The 18,342-nt window shown below is 41.3% G+C and carries 15 protein-coding genes; 11 read left to right on the plus strand and 4 right to left on the minus strand.

Features of this window, described 5'->3' with window-relative positions:
• Window positions 1-42 precede the first annotated feature (42 nt).
• The 7 genes from QUE86_RS11000 to parC are packed head-to-tail and all read left to right on the plus strand — an operon-like array spanning window position 43 to window position 7,841.
• The gene (locus QUE86_RS11000) at window positions 43-675 is read left to right on the plus strand and encodes an NUDIX domain-containing protein (RefSeq protein WP_130049629.1); all 633 of its coding nucleotides are present in this window, start codon (window positions 43-45) and stop codon (window positions 673-675) included.
• A gap of 9 nt (window positions 676-684) precedes the next feature.
• Window positions 685-1,143, plus strand: coding sequence for a DUF1249 domain-containing protein (locus tag QUE86_RS11005; RefSeq protein ID WP_130049628.1), 459 nt, complete (start codon window positions 685-687; stop codon window positions 1,141-1,143).
• A complete protein-coding gene (locus QUE86_RS11010) occupies window positions 1,130-1,912 on the plus strand; it encodes a metallophosphoesterase (protein ID WP_239976850.1) in 783 nt (260 codons plus the stop codon). The genes QUE86_RS11005 and QUE86_RS11010 overlap by 14 nt, the downstream gene beginning before the upstream one ends.
• Window positions 1,897-2,457: a YqiA/YcfP family alpha/beta fold hydrolase gene (locus QUE86_RS11015; RefSeq protein WP_286257192.1), complete on the plus strand. Its 561-nt coding sequence runs from the start codon at window positions 1,897-1,899 to the stop codon at window positions 2,455-2,457. Before QUE86_RS11010 ends, QUE86_RS11015 begins: the two co-directional genes overlap by 16 nt.
• A gap of 33 nt (window positions 2,458-2,490) precedes the next feature.
• Window positions 2,491-4,380 (plus strand): DNA topoisomerase IV subunit B, encoded by a 1,890-nt coding sequence (gene parE, locus QUE86_RS11020; protein WP_130049625.1) that lies wholly within the window; start codon window positions 2,491-2,493, stop codon window positions 4,378-4,380.
• A gap of 52 nt (window positions 4,381-4,432) precedes the next feature.
• A complete protein-coding gene (locus tag QUE86_RS11025) occupies window positions 4,433-5,533 on the plus strand; it encodes a PQQ-dependent sugar dehydrogenase (RefSeq protein WP_130049624.1) in 1,101 nt (366 codons plus the stop codon).
• Between the two features lie 10 nt (window positions 5,534-5,543).
• A complete protein-coding gene (gene parC / locus QUE86_RS11030) occupies window positions 5,544-7,841 on the plus strand; it encodes a DNA topoisomerase IV subunit A (protein WP_130049623.1) in 2,298 nt (765 codons plus the stop codon).
• 31 nt (window positions 7,842-7,872) lie between these two features.
• Here the strand turns inward: parC and QUE86_RS11035 are convergent, their stop codons facing one another.
• Window positions 7,873-10,188 (minus strand): M66 family metalloprotease, encoded by a 2,316-nt coding sequence (locus tag QUE86_RS11035; RefSeq protein WP_286257195.1) that lies wholly within the window; start codon window positions 10,186-10,188, stop codon window positions 7,873-7,875.
• Between the two features lie 299 nt (window positions 10,189-10,487).
• Here QUE86_RS11035 and QUE86_RS11040 point away from each other — a divergent pair, with 299 nt between their 5' ends.
• From QUE86_RS11040 to QUE86_RS11050, 3 genes are all read left to right on the plus strand, one after another.
• Window positions 10,488-11,174 carry a 1-acylglycerol-3-phosphate O-acyltransferase gene (locus tag QUE86_RS11040; protein ID WP_434784463.1) on the plus strand — a complete coding sequence of 229 codons (687 nt, stop codon included), beginning with the start codon at window positions 10,488-10,490 and terminating at the stop codon, window positions 11,172-11,174.
• Window positions 11,174-11,509: a ribonuclease E inhibitor RraB gene (gene rraB, locus QUE86_RS11045; protein ID WP_167658182.1), complete on the plus strand. Its 336-nt coding sequence runs from the start codon at window positions 11,174-11,176 to the stop codon at window positions 11,507-11,509. Before QUE86_RS11040 ends, rraB begins: the two co-directional genes overlap by 1 nt.
• Window positions 11,510-11,690: 181 nt before the next feature.
• Window positions 11,691-12,908, plus strand: a complete 1,218-nt coding sequence (locus QUE86_RS11050; protein WP_167658181.1) for a cyclic di-GMP phosphodiesterase — start codon at window positions 11,691-11,693, stop codon at window positions 12,906-12,908.
• Here the strand turns inward: QUE86_RS11050 and QUE86_RS11055 are convergent.
• Window positions 12,868-13,191 carry a hypothetical protein gene (locus tag QUE86_RS11055; protein WP_130049619.1) on the minus strand — a complete coding sequence of 108 codons (324 nt, stop codon included), beginning with the start codon at window positions 13,189-13,191 and terminating at the stop codon, window positions 12,868-12,870. The genes QUE86_RS11050 and QUE86_RS11055 overlap by 41 nt on opposite strands.
• Window positions 13,192-13,527: 336 nt before the next feature.
• Here QUE86_RS11055 and QUE86_RS11060 point away from each other — a divergent pair, with 336 nt between their 5' ends.
• Window positions 13,528-14,805, plus strand: a complete 1,278-nt coding sequence (locus QUE86_RS11060) for an outer membrane protein transport protein (protein WP_130049618.1) — start codon at window positions 13,528-13,530, stop codon at window positions 14,803-14,805.
• 114 nt (window positions 14,806-14,919) lie between these two features.
• Here QUE86_RS11060 and QUE86_RS11065 read toward each other — a convergent pair whose 3' ends face one another.
• Entirely contained in the window at window positions 14,920-17,775 is a 2,856-nt protein-coding gene (locus QUE86_RS11065) for a valine--tRNA ligase (protein ID WP_286257198.1), read from the minus strand.
• A 23-nt stretch (window positions 17,776-17,798) separates the two neighbouring features.
• On the minus strand, window positions 17,799-18,245 hold the full coding sequence (locus QUE86_RS11070) for a DNA polymerase III subunit chi (RefSeq protein WP_130049616.1): 447 nt from the start codon (window positions 18,243-18,245) through the stop codon (window positions 17,799-17,801).
• Window positions 18,246-18,342: the final 97 nt, after the last annotated feature.

The raw sequence follows: 18,342 nt of genomic DNA on the forward strand, positions 1-18,342 counted from the left end.
AATTGGCCGTAACATTTACTTAAAACGTAAAGGAAATAGTGAATGAAAATATCAGCAATCTCACAATTTAACCATGATGACATAGAGTTAAAGCCGATTGAGCGTGTTTATGATGGTTTCTTTAAAATTAATACTTATCGCTTTCATCATGCATTGTTTGCTGGTGGTAAATCGGTAGAAGTTAAACGCGAAATATTAGAACGTGGTCATGCTGTTGCAGTACTTCCTTATGACCCTACGACCGACCAAGTTTTATTAATCGAGCAAATCCGAATAGGTGCGTTAGCATCCAAGCAGTCACCTTGGTTGCTTGAGTGTATTGCAGGCATGGCTGATGGCAGTACTGATTACGAAGATGTTGCTAAGCGAGAAGCATTTGAAGAAGCGGGCATTGAGCTTAATGAGCTAGAATTTATGATGTCTTACCTTTCAAGCCCAGGTGGTACAACTGAGCGTTTGTATTTATATTTAGCACGCACTGACTTAGCTGGGTATCAAGGTGGAATTTTTGGTCTAGATAATGAAGATGAAGATATCAAAACTCATGTAATGTCATACGATGAGGCTATGTTACGTTTAGAGCAAGGTGAAATAGACAATGCTGCCACAGTTATCTCATTACAGTGGTTAGCACTGAATAAGCAACGTATACTGTCTGATTGGAAAAACTCATAGGGGATTATTTTGTCGTATGTCAGTGCCCAGCAGCGTTATATTCAAAGCTTACCTAAGTATTTAACTTTGTGTGAGCATAACTATGTGCGTGCGCTTAAACTATTACCACATGAGCGTCGTGTAGGTCAGGAGCGAAAGGTGCAATTAGGCCATAGTACCTTTGCTGTTAAAGTTGACGATACAGCAAAATACACCACAGATATTTCTATTAGCCAAGAGGCGGGTAATTTAGCCTCAGTTAAGCCTTTGTATTTAACTGTGCGTATGTACCATGATGCGAAAGTAGCCGAAATTGTGCATCATGATTTTCATCAGCGTATTAAGCCTTCTTACGCTTATCCAAACCCGAACATGCATCAAAAAGATGAAAAATATCAGCTTAATGCCTTTTTGTATGACTGGCTGATTGCTTGTGTTGAAAATGGCCGAGCAGTTTTAAATTGGGATGTAAACAATGGCTTGGTTTAGTAATGCCTACCATTTTGATAAAACAGCGCTAAAAGTCGCTCATATCACTGACTGCCATCTATCAAAAGATACTAGTGGTGAATACTTTAGCGTGAATACGGCAGCATATTTTGCGCGTTGTTTACAGGCTATTGCTGAGCAAAATGCGGATTGTGTGGTGTTTGGTGGTGATTTAACACAAGATCACAGCAGTGAGTCTTATCAGCTTTTTGCTAAGTTAATAGCAGACGCAGCGCTCAATTGTCCGGTATTTTGGCTGCCGGGTAATCATGATGAACTTTTTGAATATGAAGCGCTTACAAGTTCACAAATTCTAAGTAGTAAACGTATTACCTTTTTAGGTGGGCAACTACTTTTGGTAAACTCAAAAGGTTCGACCCCTGCAGGCTGGGTAACACAAACACATTTAAATGAATTAAGCGAGGCGATAGGACAAGTCCCGAGCGTAGTGTTTTGTCATCATAATCCGCTACCTATTCAGGCTTACTTAGATAAGCATATGTTAGAAAATGGTCCGCAGTTTTTAAATACCTGTGTCAACAGTCAGCAGTGTATTGGCGTGTTCCATGGCCATGTTCATCATGAGTACACTCAAAACTACCGTGATCTCAGCGTGTTTGCGACACCAGCCAGTTCGATACAATTTACTAAGCACACCATGGCATGGCAGCAAGAGGACTTAGGCCCTGCATTTCGACTCATCAACTTAAACATTGATGGGCAACAAAATTTACTGTTAAGCACGGATGTAGTATGGCTAAACGAGTAATTTATATACACGGCTTTAATAGCTCTGAGCAATCTTATAAAGCAGTTTGTTTTGGTAAGCATATGGCGCACTTCGATGTAGATTATCAGGTGCCGCGACTAACTCATGAGCCGTTACATGCAATTTTACAATTAGAACAACTGTTAAATGATGATACTGTATTACTAGGTAGTTCATTAGGCGGTTTTTATGCGACCTATTTGTCGCAACGTTATTCGATACCCGCGGTGGTAATTAATCCTGCGGTTCGCCCATTTGAGTTACTCGATAACTATTTAGGGGAAAATTATAACCCGTATCAAGATAGTCACTATGAACTTGGTACTCGTCACATGGATGCATTGCGCAGTTTATATTTGCCGCAATTAGACACCCCTTCATTGATTTATTTGTTACAGCAAACGGGCGATGAAGTACTGCCTTTTCAGCAGGCGGTTAAATATTATTCTCAGTGTAAGCAACACGTTGAATTTGGAGGCGATCATAGTTTTATCGGCTTCGAACAAACCTTTGCAAGTATTGTAGATTTTCTTAAAATCACGTAAAACATAGCTAAGCGCATAAAAGATATAAAAACTATGAGTCAGCAAAATTATAACGCCGAAGCAATTGAAGTCTTAAACGGGTTAGAGCCCGTAAAACGCCGCCCAGGTATGTATACCGATACGGTTCGTCCTAACCACTTAGGTCAAGAGGTTATCGATAACAGTGTCGATGAAGCAATGGCTGGTCATGCAACAAAAATAGATGTCATCCTTCATGAAGATAACTCGCTTGAGGTTATCGATGATGGCCGTGGTATGCCGATTGATATACACCCAGAAGAGGGTATTCCGGGTGTGGAACTTATTTTTACCAAGCTGCACGCTGGTGGTAAGTTCTCTAATAAAAACTATCAGTTTTCAGGTGGTTTACACGGTGTAGGTATTTCGGTTGTGAATGCGCTATCGACTCGTGTTGAAGTTACCGTCCGTCGTGATGCACAGCAATTTCGCATGGCCTTTGAAAACGGCGATAAAGTTGAAGACTTAAACGTGATTGGCACTGTGGGCAAACGTAACACAGGTACAACCGTGCGTTTTTGGCCTGATGCCAGCTATTTTGACTCAGCTAACTTCTCTCTTACTAAGCTTAATCATTTATTAAAAGCCAAAGCGGTATTATGCCCAGGCCTGCGCATTAAGTTTACCAACAAGCAAACTAAAGAAAGCCAAGAGTGGTATTACGAAACGGGCTTAAAAGACTATCTAGTTGAAGCAGTTAAAGGCTTTGAAGTATTACCAAAAGAACCTTTTATTGGTGAGTTTTCAAGCTCAACAGAAGGCGCTGACTGGGCTGTTGTGTGGTTACCAGAAGGCGGTGAATCGATCGCTGAGAGTTATGTTAACTTAATTCCTACCGCTCAAGGCGGTACGCATGTCAATGGCTTGCGTCAAGGCTTGCTTGAAGCAATGCGTGAATTCTGTGAATTCAGAAACTTATTACCACGAGGCGTAAAGCTTACGCCAGATGATATCTGGGAGCGTTGTAGCTACGTATTGTCGGTTAAAATGCAAGACCCGCAGTTTGCAGGCCAAACGAAAGAGAAGTTATCATCTCGCTCATGTGCTGCGTTTGTCTCGGGTGTGGTGAAAGACTCATTCAGTTTATGGTTAAACGAACATACTGAAACCGCTGAATTATTAGCTGAGCTATGTATCTCAAATGCACAGCGCCGTTTACGTGCTGCTAAAAAAGTCGTGCGTAAGCGCATTACCTCAGGCCCTGCATTACCCGGTAAATTAACTGATTGTAGCGCTCAAGATAATGACCGCACTGAACTGTTTTTAGTAGAGGGTGACTCTGCAGGTGGTTCAGCAAAACAAGCGCGCGACCGTGAATTCCAAGCAATTATGCCGCTGCGCGGTAAAATATTAAATACGTGGGAAGTTGAGTCAGGGCAAATTTTAGCATCACAAGAGGTGCATGATATTTCTGTGGCCCTTGGTATCGACCCTGACTCAAGTGATTTATCTGGTCTGCGTTATAACAAAATTTGTATTTTGGCCGATGCTGACTCGGATGGATTACACATTGCCACCTTGCTTTGTGCGCTGTTTGTTCGTCACTTTCCATCGCTAATAAAACAAGGCCACGTGTACGTAGCTATGCCTCCGCTATTTCGTATCGACATTGGTAAAGAGGTTTATTACGCCCTTGATGAAGATGAAAAGAACGGTATTTTAGCGCGCATTGAAGCGGAGAAAAAACGCGGTAAAGTCAATGTTCAACGCTTCAAAGGGTTAGGTGAAATGAATCCGTTACAATTACGCGAAACGACCATGGATCCTAATACACGTCGTTTAGTGCAATTAACCTTGGACGAAGAAGAGCAAACTATGGAAATGATGGATATGTTACTTGCGAAGAAACGTTCGTCAGACCGTCGTCAGTGGTTAGAAGATCACGGTAACCGCGCTGAAGTTTAATAAAGTGTGTGGCAATCTAGTTTCTAGCAAAGAATTAAAGGGCAAGACAAAAATGAAAAAAATACTGACCTCAATATTATCGCTGAGCTTGTTATCAGCGCCTGTAATGGCAAAAGATATTCTTGATAAGTTAACAGTTACTGATGGTTTTTCTATTAGTCTGTTTGCTGATGATGTTGAAAATGCGCGTCAAATAGCGGTTTCAAAAAGAGGCATTGTTTACGCAGGTTCCCGTAAAGCAGGAAATGTTTATGCTCTGATTGATCACAACAGTGATGGTGTGGCTGATAGAAAAATGGTTATTGCCACAGGTCTTGAAATGCCATCAGGTTTAGCAATCAAAGACGGTGACTTATATGTGGCTGAAGTGTCACGCATCATTCGCTTTAAAGACATCGATAAAAACCTAAAAGATCCAAAATTCGATGTGGTTTACGACAAGTTTCCGACTGATCGTCACCATGGTTGGAAGTTCATTAGTTTTGCGCCAACGGGTGAGCTAATTGTGCCTGTGGGTGTGCCATGTAACATTTGTGCTGAAGACGACAAGTACGGTCGTATCTTTTCGTTAGATGTGGATACAAAAGAAATTAAAACAATCGCCAAAGGAGTTCGTAACTCAGTTGGTTTTGATTATCACCCTACAACTAATGCATTTTGGTTCAGTGACAATGGCCGTGACATGATGGGTGATGATATGCCACCTTGTGAAATTAACCGTGTTGGTGAAGGTGAAGAGGGCGCCCATTATGGTTTCCCTTATGTTCACGCAGGTGCAATTTTAGATCCTGAGTTTGGTAAAGGTAAAAGTATTGCCGACTACAAATCACCAGCGCTTGCATTAGGTGCTCATGTTGCACCACTGGGTATTCATTTTTATAACGGCAAGCAGTTCCCTGCGAAATACAAAGAACAGCTGTTTGTTGCTGAGCATGGCTCTTGGAACCGCAGTAAAAAATCAGGCTATAGAGTGATGCTAGCGAATGTTGAGCAAGGTCGTATTACTAAGTACACCCCGTTCATCACAGGCTTTATGCAAAACGAAGAAACATTTGGTCGCCCAGTTGCATTTGCAGAGCTTGCAGATGGCAGCTTATTGATCTCAGACGACTTTGCTAACGCGATTTATCGTGTTAGTGCTAAGAAAAAATAGGTAAGCGTTAATGAGTGATACAGATACCTTGCTGATGCAAGGCGTAGAACAACAAACAATGGGGCGCTTTACTGAAGACGCCTACTTAAACTACTCAATGTACGTCATTATGGACCGTGCTTTACCTCACGTAGGTGACGGTCTAAAACCTGTACAGCGTCGTATCATTTATGCAATGAGCGAACTGGGGTTATCGGCGCAAGCAAAATATAAAAAATCAGCGCGTACCGTGGGTGATGTACTAGGTAAATACCACCCGCATGGTGATAGTGCTTGTTACGAAGCGATGGTGTTAATGGCACAGCCGTTTTCTTATCGCTACCCGCTGGTGGATGGTCAAGGTAACTGGGGGGCTGCGGATGATCCTAAGTCATTTGCTGCAATGCGTTACACCGAAGCGCGTTTATCTAAGTTCTCAGAAGTTCTACTAAAAGAGCTTGGTCAAGGCACCGTAGATTGGACCGCAAACTTTGACGGCACACTCGATGAGCCAATGGTATTGCCTGCGCGTTTACCGCATATCTTACTTAATGGTGTAACCGGTATTGCGGTGGGTATGGCAACTGATATACCCCCACATAATGTTCGTGAAGTTGCCAGTGCTTGTTGTTTATTACTTGATAAGCCAAAGACTGAAATCGAAGAGTTGCTTGAGTTAGTGCATGCGCCTGACTACCCAACAGAAGCTGAGATCATCACACCGAAAGACGATATTCGTAAGATTTATCAAACTGGACGTGGCTCTATCAAGATGCGTGCAATTTACACTGAAGAGCAAGGCGACATTGTGATCACTGCGCTGCCTCACCAGTGTTCAGGTGCAAAAGTGCTCGAGCAAATAGCAGCTCAAATGAATGCTAAAAAGCTGCCTATGGTTGCGGATTTACGTGACGAATCTGATCATGAAAATCCAACCCGTATTGTAATTGTTCCACGCTCAAACCGCATTAAAGCTGAGCCATTAATGGCTCACTTATTTGCAACCACAGATTTAGAAAAAAACTACCGTGTAAACCTAAACATGCTTGGCCTTGATGGTCGTCCGCAAGTTAAAGATTTACGTAGTATCTTAACAGAGTGGTTAACGTTCCGCCGCGAAACAGTTCGCCGTCGCTTACAACACCGTTTAGATAAAGTACTCGCACGCTTACATATTTTAGAAGGTTTATTAACGGCCTTTTTAAACATTGATGAAGTCATCGAAATTATCCGTACTGAAGATAAACCAAAGCCTGTTTTAATGGAGCGTTTTGGTTTAACTGATATTCAAGCGGAAGCGATTTTAGAGTTAAAACTACGTCATTTAGCAAAACTTGAAGAGTTCAAGATAAAAGGTGAGCAAGATGAGCTTGCGCTTGAGCGTGACAAGTTAGAGCAAACTCTTGGTTCAGAGCGTCGTATGTCGACCTTGATGAAAAAAGAAATCCAAGAAGCGGCTGAAATGTACGGTGATGAGCGTCGCTCGCCTGTCGTTGAGCGTGTCGAAGCTAAAGCTCTTAGTGAAAAAGATCTTATCCCTTCAGAGTCAGTCACCGTTGTATTATCTGAAAAAGGCTGGGCTCGTGTCGGTAAAGGTCATGATTTAGATGTTGAAGGACTAAGTTATAAGTCAGGCGACAGCTATAAAGCCTCTGCGCGAGGTAAGAGTAATCAGCCAGCAGTGTTCCTTGACTCAAGTGGTCGTGCTTTTGCGACTGATGCGCATAGCTTACCTTCAGCACGAAGCCAAGGTGAGCCAATGACTGGGCGTTTTAATTTAAGCTCTGGCGCTAACTTTGAGCATGTGGTGATGGCAGAAGATAACCAAGTGTTGTTAATGGCTTCAGATGCGGGTTACGGCTTTATTAGCGACTTTAAAGATCTTGTGAGTAAGAACAAAAACGGTAAAGCGCTGGTTAGCGTACCTAAAGGCGGTGAATTACTCGCGCCAATTAGAGTTACTGATGTAGCGACAGATTACTGTATGGCTATTTCTAACGAAGGCCGAATGTTGTTATTCCCACTGCGCGATCTACCTAAGCTTAGTAAGGGTAAAGGAAATAAGATTATTTCTATTCCTAGTGCGAAAGTACAAGCTCGTGAAGAGTTCGTAAAAGTGCTCGCGGTTGTACCAGAAGGCAGTAGTGTAACCTTACATGCAGGAAAGCGAAAACTGACACTTAAACCAAGTGATCTTGAGCATTACCATGGCGAACGGGGTAGGCGAGGTAACAAGTTACCGCGTGGTCTACAACGGGTAGATGAAGCTGTTATTGAATTTACACAAGTTGATGATAATGAAGAGCCAACTTCAGAAGTAACAGAATAAAAATAAGGCCCGAAAGGGCCTTATTTTTTCATCAATTCGCTATAACTTTCATTGATGCCGGTTTAGAAAAGTTAAGATAATGACCATTATCAGCTTTTACTTCCATTAATTCCTGATGACTTGTATGCCCTGTAAATTGAGCTGTTCGTCGATAAGAGAGGTTCGGCCAATCTGATAATACAACGGCTACACTGGGGGCTGCTTTTATATAAACTGGGTGTTTATAAATAAAAGAAGGTAGTTTGTAACCAGAGCGTTCATTTGCACTGAGGCAGTACTCACTTTGATCTATTAAGCTCACAATACAACCTAAGGCTTCTTTTGAACTAAAAACGCGCATTGATCTTGGCTTAGAAAAGTCAAGGTAATGGCCATTTTTAGCAAGTACTTTTTTAAGTTTTTCATGTTCAACAGTTCCATTGAACGTAGCTATACGGTTATAAGACAAATTAGTGTAATCAGATAACATGACTTGCAAACCTTGTGGTGCTCTCACATAAATTGGCTTCTTGTGCACAAATGCAGGTAAAGAACTTACTTTTTGCCCATCCTCAAGACAAAACTCCTCATTTGTTTCGATATTAACAATACAGGCTTTTGGCTTGTCGAGTGTACTGACTATCGAGGTTGCTAAATTTTGTTTTGCGGGTTTTAAATTTTTAGCTGCTAAGATATTTGAACCACAGTGAATCGAAGCAAAAACAGGATTGGCAGACTGTTCGATATTGATATGAAACTTATTCATTTTATCTGTATTTAATCGATTCTCAGGCAAATTAAAAGTTTTTGTACCTGCTTTTTCAGTGACCACAATTAATTGGCAGCTAGACTTTGCAAAGTTATCTTTATACACCGCACCAGATGAGCCATGAAGCGCAGGATAGATAAAGCTTGAAAGTTGCTTGTTGGGATCATAAAAGCCAATCAGAGTCGTAATGGCAACATCTTGCTTGTAAGGTGTTCTTTGCAAATTACTCTTCGTATTTGTATCTACTACAATATTACTCCACGGTTCCATTTTTTTACTAACAGGATTCCATTTTGTGAAACCTGTCATTGAACTTGGAGAAAAATTAGCTTTGCTTTCAAAAAAACGCTGAATACGATTTAGCTCATATGGAGTGTGTAACGTATATTTATTGAATTCGTAATACATTGGCCCACCACCAGACATTGATCCTTTACCATATTGGTGGCCATTAAAAGACGCAATACACGTTTCCTTATAGCAACGGTCTTTGTAAGTTACTATAGATGAAAAGTTAGGTATAAATTTATCTAAATCCGCATCCCAACCCCAGGTTGAGTTACGTTCATCCGCAGGACGATGCAACACACCATCTACACCACCAGGGTAGTGTCCCATACCATAATTATGGCCAAGTTCATGGCTAAACTCATTTCCTTCAGAGCGGCGCAAGGTGACCATTCCAGCCCCTCCGGATAAACCATGAACAAAAATACCATTACTATATTTACCGATAGCATTATGAGCGGTTAATTGTGCACTACTGAATGGATGTGAAGTGGGACCAGACATTCCTGAAGCGTTAATTCCATAGTTAGCGTTATTAATACCGTGGGAAAATAAGTTCTTTGCGATTTGATGACGCATATCACCGCTATAAACCCCCCCTTTACTCGGATCTGAGTCGGTAAGTAAGTTACCATTTGGCAACATTACTTCAGTAAGGTGAATCGGCTCGAACTTATTAACTGTTAATTTACTGAGCGGGACTTGTTGGAAATACTGTCGATGTAAGTCTGGATCATTTTGAAATGTGAATTTGTCACGATAAGGCGTAAGTAAACCAATATCTATTGTGTTAATGATTAAGTTTGAGCTTCCACCTACAGTAACGTTCTTTAGCTCTCCTTGTTTCTCTTCAAACTGGAAAGAGAGGCGCATATTTGGTTTAACAACAGATGCGGGGACTATAGTTGAAAATGTGTCTTCACTATAACTAATTGGGTTGTCACTATCTTCAAACCCAAAAGGTTTAGTGAAGTTTTCTGGCGAGCGCATATATGTTTGGTAAAGCAGGCTATTATTGTGATCAAGTACGCTTAATATAATTTTTGCATCATTATTCAATTTATCATGTGGCTTAAACATGATCATCGTTCTTCGTTCGGCTACCAAGTGAGGTTGAATGTCGTCTTCAACCCCATTTTGTGATGGCGTAATTGAGTTTTGTGCAAAAAGGACCGTGGCTGGGAAGTTTCCTGTTGTGTCACTATGAAACTCGTTTTGATTAAATGTATTGGTCTGTAAGGCTGATGCATTAAAGGAGTGACACAATGCAAATGAGCCAAGTAACGCTATGACTATAGGAGTTTTTTTCATTAGCACTTACCGTTTTTTGTAGTTTATAAATAGGGTAGGGGTATGAAAAAGTTAGCATTTTAAAAGCCATTACTCTTTAAGAGGCTTCATAATTTTTTTTGAGAAAAATCTGTAAATACAAAGAGGCCTCTCACGTTTGTTTGTCGTTTTTATGCTCATTATTTGTAGTGAAATGATGATATATTGCTTAGGCTTACACATGTGCGCTTAAAGCTATGGCTATGGCACTTTTCACGTTATAATGCGCGCTGTTTAGTACGAGGAGAATTCGTTTGTTAGCTTTTTTTCGCATCATTTTCATGGCTTTATTTATAATTTTAAGCTGTGTGTTTGGTTTGCTCTTATGTATTGTTAAGCCATTTCATACCAATAATGTACATATTATTTCAGGTTGGTTTTGCAAGGTAACTAAAATTTTAGGTGTAAAACTTGAGCTTAAATACCACGATGATCCAAAAAATATAGGCCCTGCTGTGTATGTGGCAAATCATCAAAATAACTATGACCTATTCACTTTACCTGCCATGGTGCCAGAGAACTGCGTAAGCCTAGGTAAAAAAAGCCTTAAATGGATCCCGTTTTTTGGTCAGCTGTATTGGTTATCGGGTAACATATTGATTGACCGTGCAAATCGTTCAAAAGCCGCAGGCACAATTTCTAAATCAGCTGAGAAAATAAAACAAAAAGGTCTATCTGTTTGGATGTTTCCTGAGGGCACACGAAGCTATGGTCGTGGTTTATTACCTTTTAAAACAGGGGCATTTCACACAGCAATGAGTGCTGATGTGCCCGTTGTGCCAGTTTGTATGAGTACAACGCACAAAACTATTAAGCTAAATCGCTGGGATAATGGTACAATTTACCTCGAAATGTTAGCGCCGATTTATCTTGATAAAGACGTATCTGCTCGTGACCATGCTTCACATGTTCATCAGATTATGGCTGCTAAAATAACTGAATTAGATGCTCAAGTGAGAAACAAATAATGGAAAATTGGCGCGAAATTACTGAAGACATCGTTACTTCATTACTTGAAGATGGCTCAGATCCTGAAGTACTTTATGAAGTGGAACACCACTTTGTTAGCGAAAATTTTGAAAAGTTAGAGCAAGCAGCTTTAGCCGCTTTTAAACTAGGATACGATGTTGAAGAGCCAGCTGAACTTGAGCTAGAAGACGGCGAGAAAGTATGGAGCTTTGACGTGGTTGTTGAGTGTGAGCTTGACGTAGAAGCTATTATGGAAGATGTCGATAAGCTAGAAGCACTTGCTCAGCAAACAGGTGTTGAATACGACGGCTGGGGCACTTACTTTCAGGAATAAACAGCTAGAGAGCTGTCAGCTATCAGCCGTCAGCTTTCAGGGATAAAGTTAGCGAGTTGCTACTTTCTAACTTCCTCCTTTCTAACTCATACCTATTTCGTATTCGCTAGCCAATCTATAGACATTTGTAATCAATTAGCGATAATAAAAAACTTGATATTTTTATGCGCTAAGCTCACATATGCTTATTACCTTACCCATTGCCGAACTTGTACCAGGGATGTTTGTTGACAGTGTCAGTAAGCAACAAGAGCATGTAAATAGTATTAAGATCAAAACACGTGGTTTAGTGCGTGATAAAACAATTATTCAACGCCTGATCTCTGAAGGGGTTGAAGAGCTACTCATCGACTTTACACAAAGCGATGTTGCACTGCCTAAAAAATACCAACCAAAACCTGAACCGGCTAAACCGAAAGTTGAACAAAAGCCTGCAGCTAATGGCTCACCGCAAGGGATCACGGTTCAACAAGAGTTTCTAAAAGCCAGCGTGCATTACGAACAACATAGCCGAAAACTGCAAAGTTTCTACTCTGATATTACATCGGGTTTGAAAATGAATGTATCGGTGCTTGATGATATCGCCGTTGATATAGTCAGCTCGGTATTTCGTAATCACAATGCATTAACTATTTTAACTCGCCTCAAAGATAAGCATATTTATAACTGGCGGCACATGATCAACACCGCGATTTTGGTGAGTGTGTTTGCCAAGTATTTAGGCTACAAAGAAAAGACAATTAAAGAGCTGGCAATGGGTGCATTGATGCACGATATCGGTCAAGCGAAAATGCCACAAGGTGTACTATCTAAACCAAGCGCTTTGAATGACAATGAAATGCAAGTTGTTAAAAAGCATGTGGCACAGAGCCTTGGCTTAGTAAAAGGTGAAAAGGGCATTACACCATTAATGCTCGATATGATAGTAAATCACCATGAGCGTTTAGATGGTACAGGTTACCCACGTGGTATTGCTGCTGAAAAGCTTAGTCGCGCAGCACGAATGATGGCCATTGTTGATGTTTATGATGCGATGACGGCAGATAGACCTCATCAAATGGGTGAAGAGCCAATCTCAGCTCTGCGTTATTTACTTGCTAATAAACAATTGTTTGATTCTGAATTAGTACAACGTTTTATTAAATGCTTGGGTGTGCATCCAGTTGGCACAATCGTTAAGTTAAACAATGAGCGCTTAGCGCTAGTTATGGAAGGTAACCACGAAAATCCTATTAAGCCAAAGATAAAGGTTTTCTATAATGCTAAGCACAAGCACCATATTACAGCTAAAGATGTCGATCTAAGCGTAGAAAAAGAACTAAAAATCATGGCTAGCATCAAACCATTAGATTATCAGCTTAATTTGGCTCGTTTGTTAAAAGAGCATCTGCTTGTTTAGACTTAATACAGCGTTTTTTGGCGCTGCGTTTTGCTGATATAAATGCACCACTAAAACAACTTGTCATTAATACCAACCAAAGCAAAGAGCCTTTTTCCACATGTAAGGCCACGCAACAGAATAGAAGCGATAAAACAGCACTCAGCATAGCACCTAGCCAATAGTGATTAACTGGGTTATCGCAATCACCTGCTTTAGTACAAGCGCAATAGTTTGCTTTACAAAAATAATGAACGCTGACACCGCATAACATCAGTGCTGCAATAATCAATGCGATTTCCATACTCAAGCTCTACAGAAAAACCTTTATTTTTAGTCTAATAGGACGTGAAATAGAAGTCAATGCAAATGATAACCACTATCACTTGGTGTTTTTGTAATCAGACCTCTGATGGGTTTTAATAAGTTGTTATCTTGTTGTTAAAATGTCGGTTTTTTACCTAATTCTAACGAAAAGTTACAGTTTTTTGATCTTAATTAAGGTAATGTTCGAAAGTTTGTAATTATTAGAATAAAACATCTAATACCAACATACAGCGCTAATCTTTTATGCTTAACTAATAGGTTGCCCTCGTTGTTGGATTAGCTTTCGCACAAGTTTGCAAGAGGACACAGATTTATGAAGTTCACTAAAACACTTATTGCAGCATCACTTGCTGTTGTTTCTGCTGACAGCTTTGCTGCAGCTTTCCAATTAGCTGAGCAAAACGTATCAGGTTTAGGTCGTGCATACGCTGGTGAAGCAGCTGTTGCTGATGACGCGTCTGTTGTTGCTCGTAACCCTGCACTTATGTCTTTATTCAAAGACAAGCAAATTTCAGTTGCAGGTATTGCGGTAATTCCAGATGTAAGCTTAAAAGGTGAAAGTGCTGCGTACGGCTTAGATAAAAGCTCTATCGATGATGATAGTATCGCTCCATCTGCATTTATACCTGCAGGATACTTCACTATGCCTTTAAATGACAAAGTGTCTTTAGGCTTTGGTGCTTTTTCAAACTTCGGTCTTTCAACTGAATTTAAAGACGATTACGCAGCGGGTTCTATCGCAGGTGAAACTGAAATCGTTACAATTAACATGAATGCAAGCGCTTCATACAAAATTAATGAACAGTTCAGTCTAGGCCTTGGCTTAAACTATGTTTATGCAGATGCTAAAGTTGTTCGTAATGCAGGTACTAACCCGTTTGGTTTACCAGCTAGTACGCAAATCGCTCACCTTGAAGGTGACGACTACGGCTTTGGTTGGAATATTGGTGCAATGTATCAGTTAGACGAAAACAGTCGTTTTGGTTTTAACTACCGTAGCGAAACTGATATCGACTTTGAAGGTGAGTACTCAAACCAACTTCCAGCAGCTGTTGGCGGCTTAGCGGGTACTGTAGTACCTGGTGAGTTAAAATTAACTTTACCAGCAATTGCTGAGTTCTCAGGTTCACACCAAATTGATAAGAAGCTTGGTGTACATTACAGCATCTTATGGACTGGTTGGGACAGCTTCCAAAAGTTAGAAGCTTATACACCAAGCCAAGAAACGCCAGTATTCTCTAAAGCAGAGAACTTCTCTGATTCAATGCGTTACTCTATTGGTACTGACTACCAATACAGCGATGCACTTTTACTTCGTGCAGGTATTGCCTACGATGAGTCGCCAGCAGACCAATCACACCTTTCAATCTCTATCCCTGATACAGATCGTTTTTGGTTCTCATTTGGTGGTAACTACGCATTTAGTGAAAACTCAAATGTTGATTTAGGTGTAAGTATCCTTCGTGGTAAAACACAGAACTTCTCAGAAAAAGACAGCTTAGCGGCCTCTTTAGGCCAAGATGTTTCATGGGAATATGAATCAAAAGGTCACGCAGTACTAGTTGGTGCTCAGTACAACTACAAATTTTAATTGTGACGCGACGTAAAGTCGCTGCTACAGAGCATTAAAAAGCCGCGCTATAACAATGTCATAGCGCGGCTTTTTTGTAAGCGTGATTTTATATCACGCTTAATTACTTGTAAGTTATAGACTTTCGATTTTCGCTTTTTGCGCTAATAGTTTGTCTTTCGCATCTGTAAATTCAGCCAGTTTAGCATGCTCTTTAGCAAGCACTGCTTCTGGTGCGTTATTTACGAACTTCTCGTTAGCTAACTTGTTTTGAACTTGTGCTAAGCCTTTTTCTGCTTTTTCAAGCTGCTTCGCGATACGAGCAAGTTCAGCTTCAACATCGATTAAGCCAGCCATTGGGATCATGATCTCAAGGTTGCCAACATACGAAGTTGCACACGCTGGTGCATCGTCTTTGTTATCAAGTAGCGTGAACTCCTCAAGCTTAGCAAGAGAAGCTAAGAATGCTTCGTTTTCCGTTAAGCGGCGCTTGTCTTCATCAGACGCGTTAGCAAGCAATACAGATAGAGGCTTACTTGGGCTGATATCCATTTCACCACGGATGTTACGAATAGCAAGAATGAATTGCTTAACCCACTCTAGGTCAGCCATCGCTTGGCTATCAACATTTGCTTCATTGTAAAGAGGGAAACCTTGAACCATGATGCTAGTGTTGGCAGTTTCGATACCTGCAAGTGGCGCAACACGTTGCCAAATCGTTTCAGTGATGTAAGGCATTAACGGGTGCATCAAGCGTAGTAGGCTTTCTAATACTATGATTAAGGTATGACGAGTACCACGTTGTTGTGCTTCGTTACCTTTAAACAATACTGGTTTAGTAAGCTCTAGGTACCAGTCACAGAATTGGTTCCACGTGAACTCATAAATGGTGTTTGCTGCTAGATCAAAACGGTAGTTTTCTAGATGCTCAGTATAGGTTTTAACAGTTGCTTCAAATTGGCCTAAAATCCAACGATCAGCTAGTGAGTACTGTTTTTCAGCATCTGTAGCGAAGCCACAGTCTTGCTCTTCTGTATTCATTAATACGTAACGGCTCGCGTTCCATAGTTTGTTACAGAAGTTACGGTAACCTTCAAGACGATTCATATCCCAGTTGATATCACGACCCGTTGAAGCCATTGCCGCAAGGGTGAAACGCAGTGCGTCTGTACCGTGTGCTTCAATACCATTTTCGAATGTTTTACGGGTATTTTTCTCAATCTTCTTCGCTAGTTGTGGCTGCATCATGTTACCAGTGCGCTTTTCAACCAGGCTTTCAAGGTCGATACCGTCAATCATATCGATAGGATCAAGTACGTTACCTTTCGACTTAGACATCTTATCGCCGTTTTCATCACGGATAAGGCCAGTTACGTAAACGGTTTTAAATGGTACTTGTGGCTTGCCGTCTTCATCTTTGATGAAGTGCATGGTCATCATGATCATACGAGCAACCCAGAAGAAGATGATGTCGAAACCTGTTACCAATACGTCAGACGGGTGGAAAGTTTTTAAATCATCAGTGTTTGCCGGCCAGCCTTGCGTTGAGAAAGTCCAAAGCGCAGATGAGAACCAAGTATCTAAAACGTCTTCGTCTTGTTTAAGTGCAACATCATCAGCAAGGTTGTTATCGCGGCGTACTTCAGCTTCGTCACGACCAACGTATACGTTACCTTCGTTGTCGTACCAAGCAGGAATGCGGTGACCCCACCAAAGCTGACGTGAAATACACCAATCTTGTACGTCGTTCATCCACGAAAAGTACATGTTCTCGTATTGTTGAGGTACAAATTTAATATCGCCATTTTTAACTGCTTCTTTCGCAGGCTCTGCTAGAGGTGCTACGCGAACATACCATTGGTCTGTAAGAAGTGGCTCAATTACTACGCCAGAACGGTCACCGTAAGGTACCGTTAGGCTGTGATCTTCGATTTTTTCTAGTAGGCCAAGTTCTTCAAATTCAGCAACGATTGCTTTGCGAGCATCAAAGCGGTCAAGGCCGTGTAAACGCTCTGGAATTGGCGCATCTAACTCAAGCTCTTTACCGTCGAATGTGTAGCTTTCGCCTTCGCTTAATACAGCAGCATCTTTATTGAAGATGTTGATCATTGGTAGTTGGTGACGTTTACCCACTTCGTTATCGTTAAAGTCGTGGGCAGGCGTGATTTTCACACAACCTGTGCCTTTTTCCATGTCTGCATGCTCATCGGCAACAATTGGAATACGACGGTTTACGATAGGCAGTAAAATTTCTTTTCCGATTAGGTCTTGGTAACGCTCATCATCAGGGTTAACAGCAACACCTGAATCACCTAACATTGTTTCAGGACGTGTTGTCGCAACAATGATGTAGTCTTTACCATCTTTGGTTTTTACGCCATCAGCAAGTGGGTAACGTAGGTTCCACATGTGACCTTGTTTGTCTTTGTTTTCAACTTCAAGATCAGAAATCGCTGTGTGTAGTTTAGGATCCCAGTTAACTAGGCGCTTACCACGGTAAATTAAATCTTCTTTGTGAAGACGTACAAATACTTCTTTAACTGCTTCAGAAAGGCCTTCGTCCATAGTGAAACGCTCACGGTCCCAATCTACAGAAGCGCCTAAACGACGTAATTGTTTAGTGATCGTGCCGCCTGAGTGGTTTTTCCATTCCCAGATTTTATCGATAAATGCATCACGGCCTAAGTCGTGACGTGTTTTACCTTCTTCAGCAGCAAGCTTACGCTCAACAAGCATTTGTGTTGCGATACCCGCGTGGTCAGTACCTACTTGCCATAATGTGTTGTTGCCTTGCATACGCTTTAAGCGCGTTAGCGTATCCATGATGGTATCTTGGAACGCGTGGCCCATGTGTAAGCTACCCGTGACGTTTGGTGGCGGGATCATAATTGAGTATGCGTCACCTTGGCCAGACGGTTTAAAGTAGCCATTTTCTTCCCAGCCTTGGTATAAAGACTGTTCAATATCTTGCGGATTATAGGTTTTATCCATTACACAGAACCTTAAATAAATGCTTAAATGTCAATTTCTTGCGTTGCAATATGGGCGCCCAGTTGGCGAAGCTTTTTAAACCGCTCACGGGCGGCTTGTTTAGCATTTGGCTCAACGGGTACGAAATCATAAACCTGCTGAAAACGACGGATAAAATCCGGTAGGTGTTCAGCTAAGTTGATTAATATTTTTCTGTTGCCGACAGGTGGAGTCATACCAATCTCAACCGGAGCGCCACCTTTAGGGCCTTCACCTTGTAAGTTGTGAGGTACGAAACTATCTGGTTCAAATGACCAAATAATGTCGTCGATTGTGTGGGCCGTGTCGGTGTTATCGGCGTAAATAAATACGCGATGACCTAGACGATACTGATCAGCAGCAATTTTGGCTGCAAGATCGAAAACAGCGTCTGCCGTTTGGTGGACACTATCATCTTGTTTCAGAACGTAAAATTGTGCGTTCATATTCATAGTGACTTTCGTCCCCACAGATACACAGATCAAAGCAGGGATTTTGACATAGAACGCGAATTGCTTCAATTAATAAGGCGCCATTTGGCGCCTTATT

Source organism: Pseudoalteromonas apostichopi, from assembly GCF_030297135.1.
GTDB lineage: Bacteria > Pseudomonadota > Gammaproteobacteria > Enterobacterales > Alteromonadaceae > Pseudoalteromonas > Pseudoalteromonas apostichopi.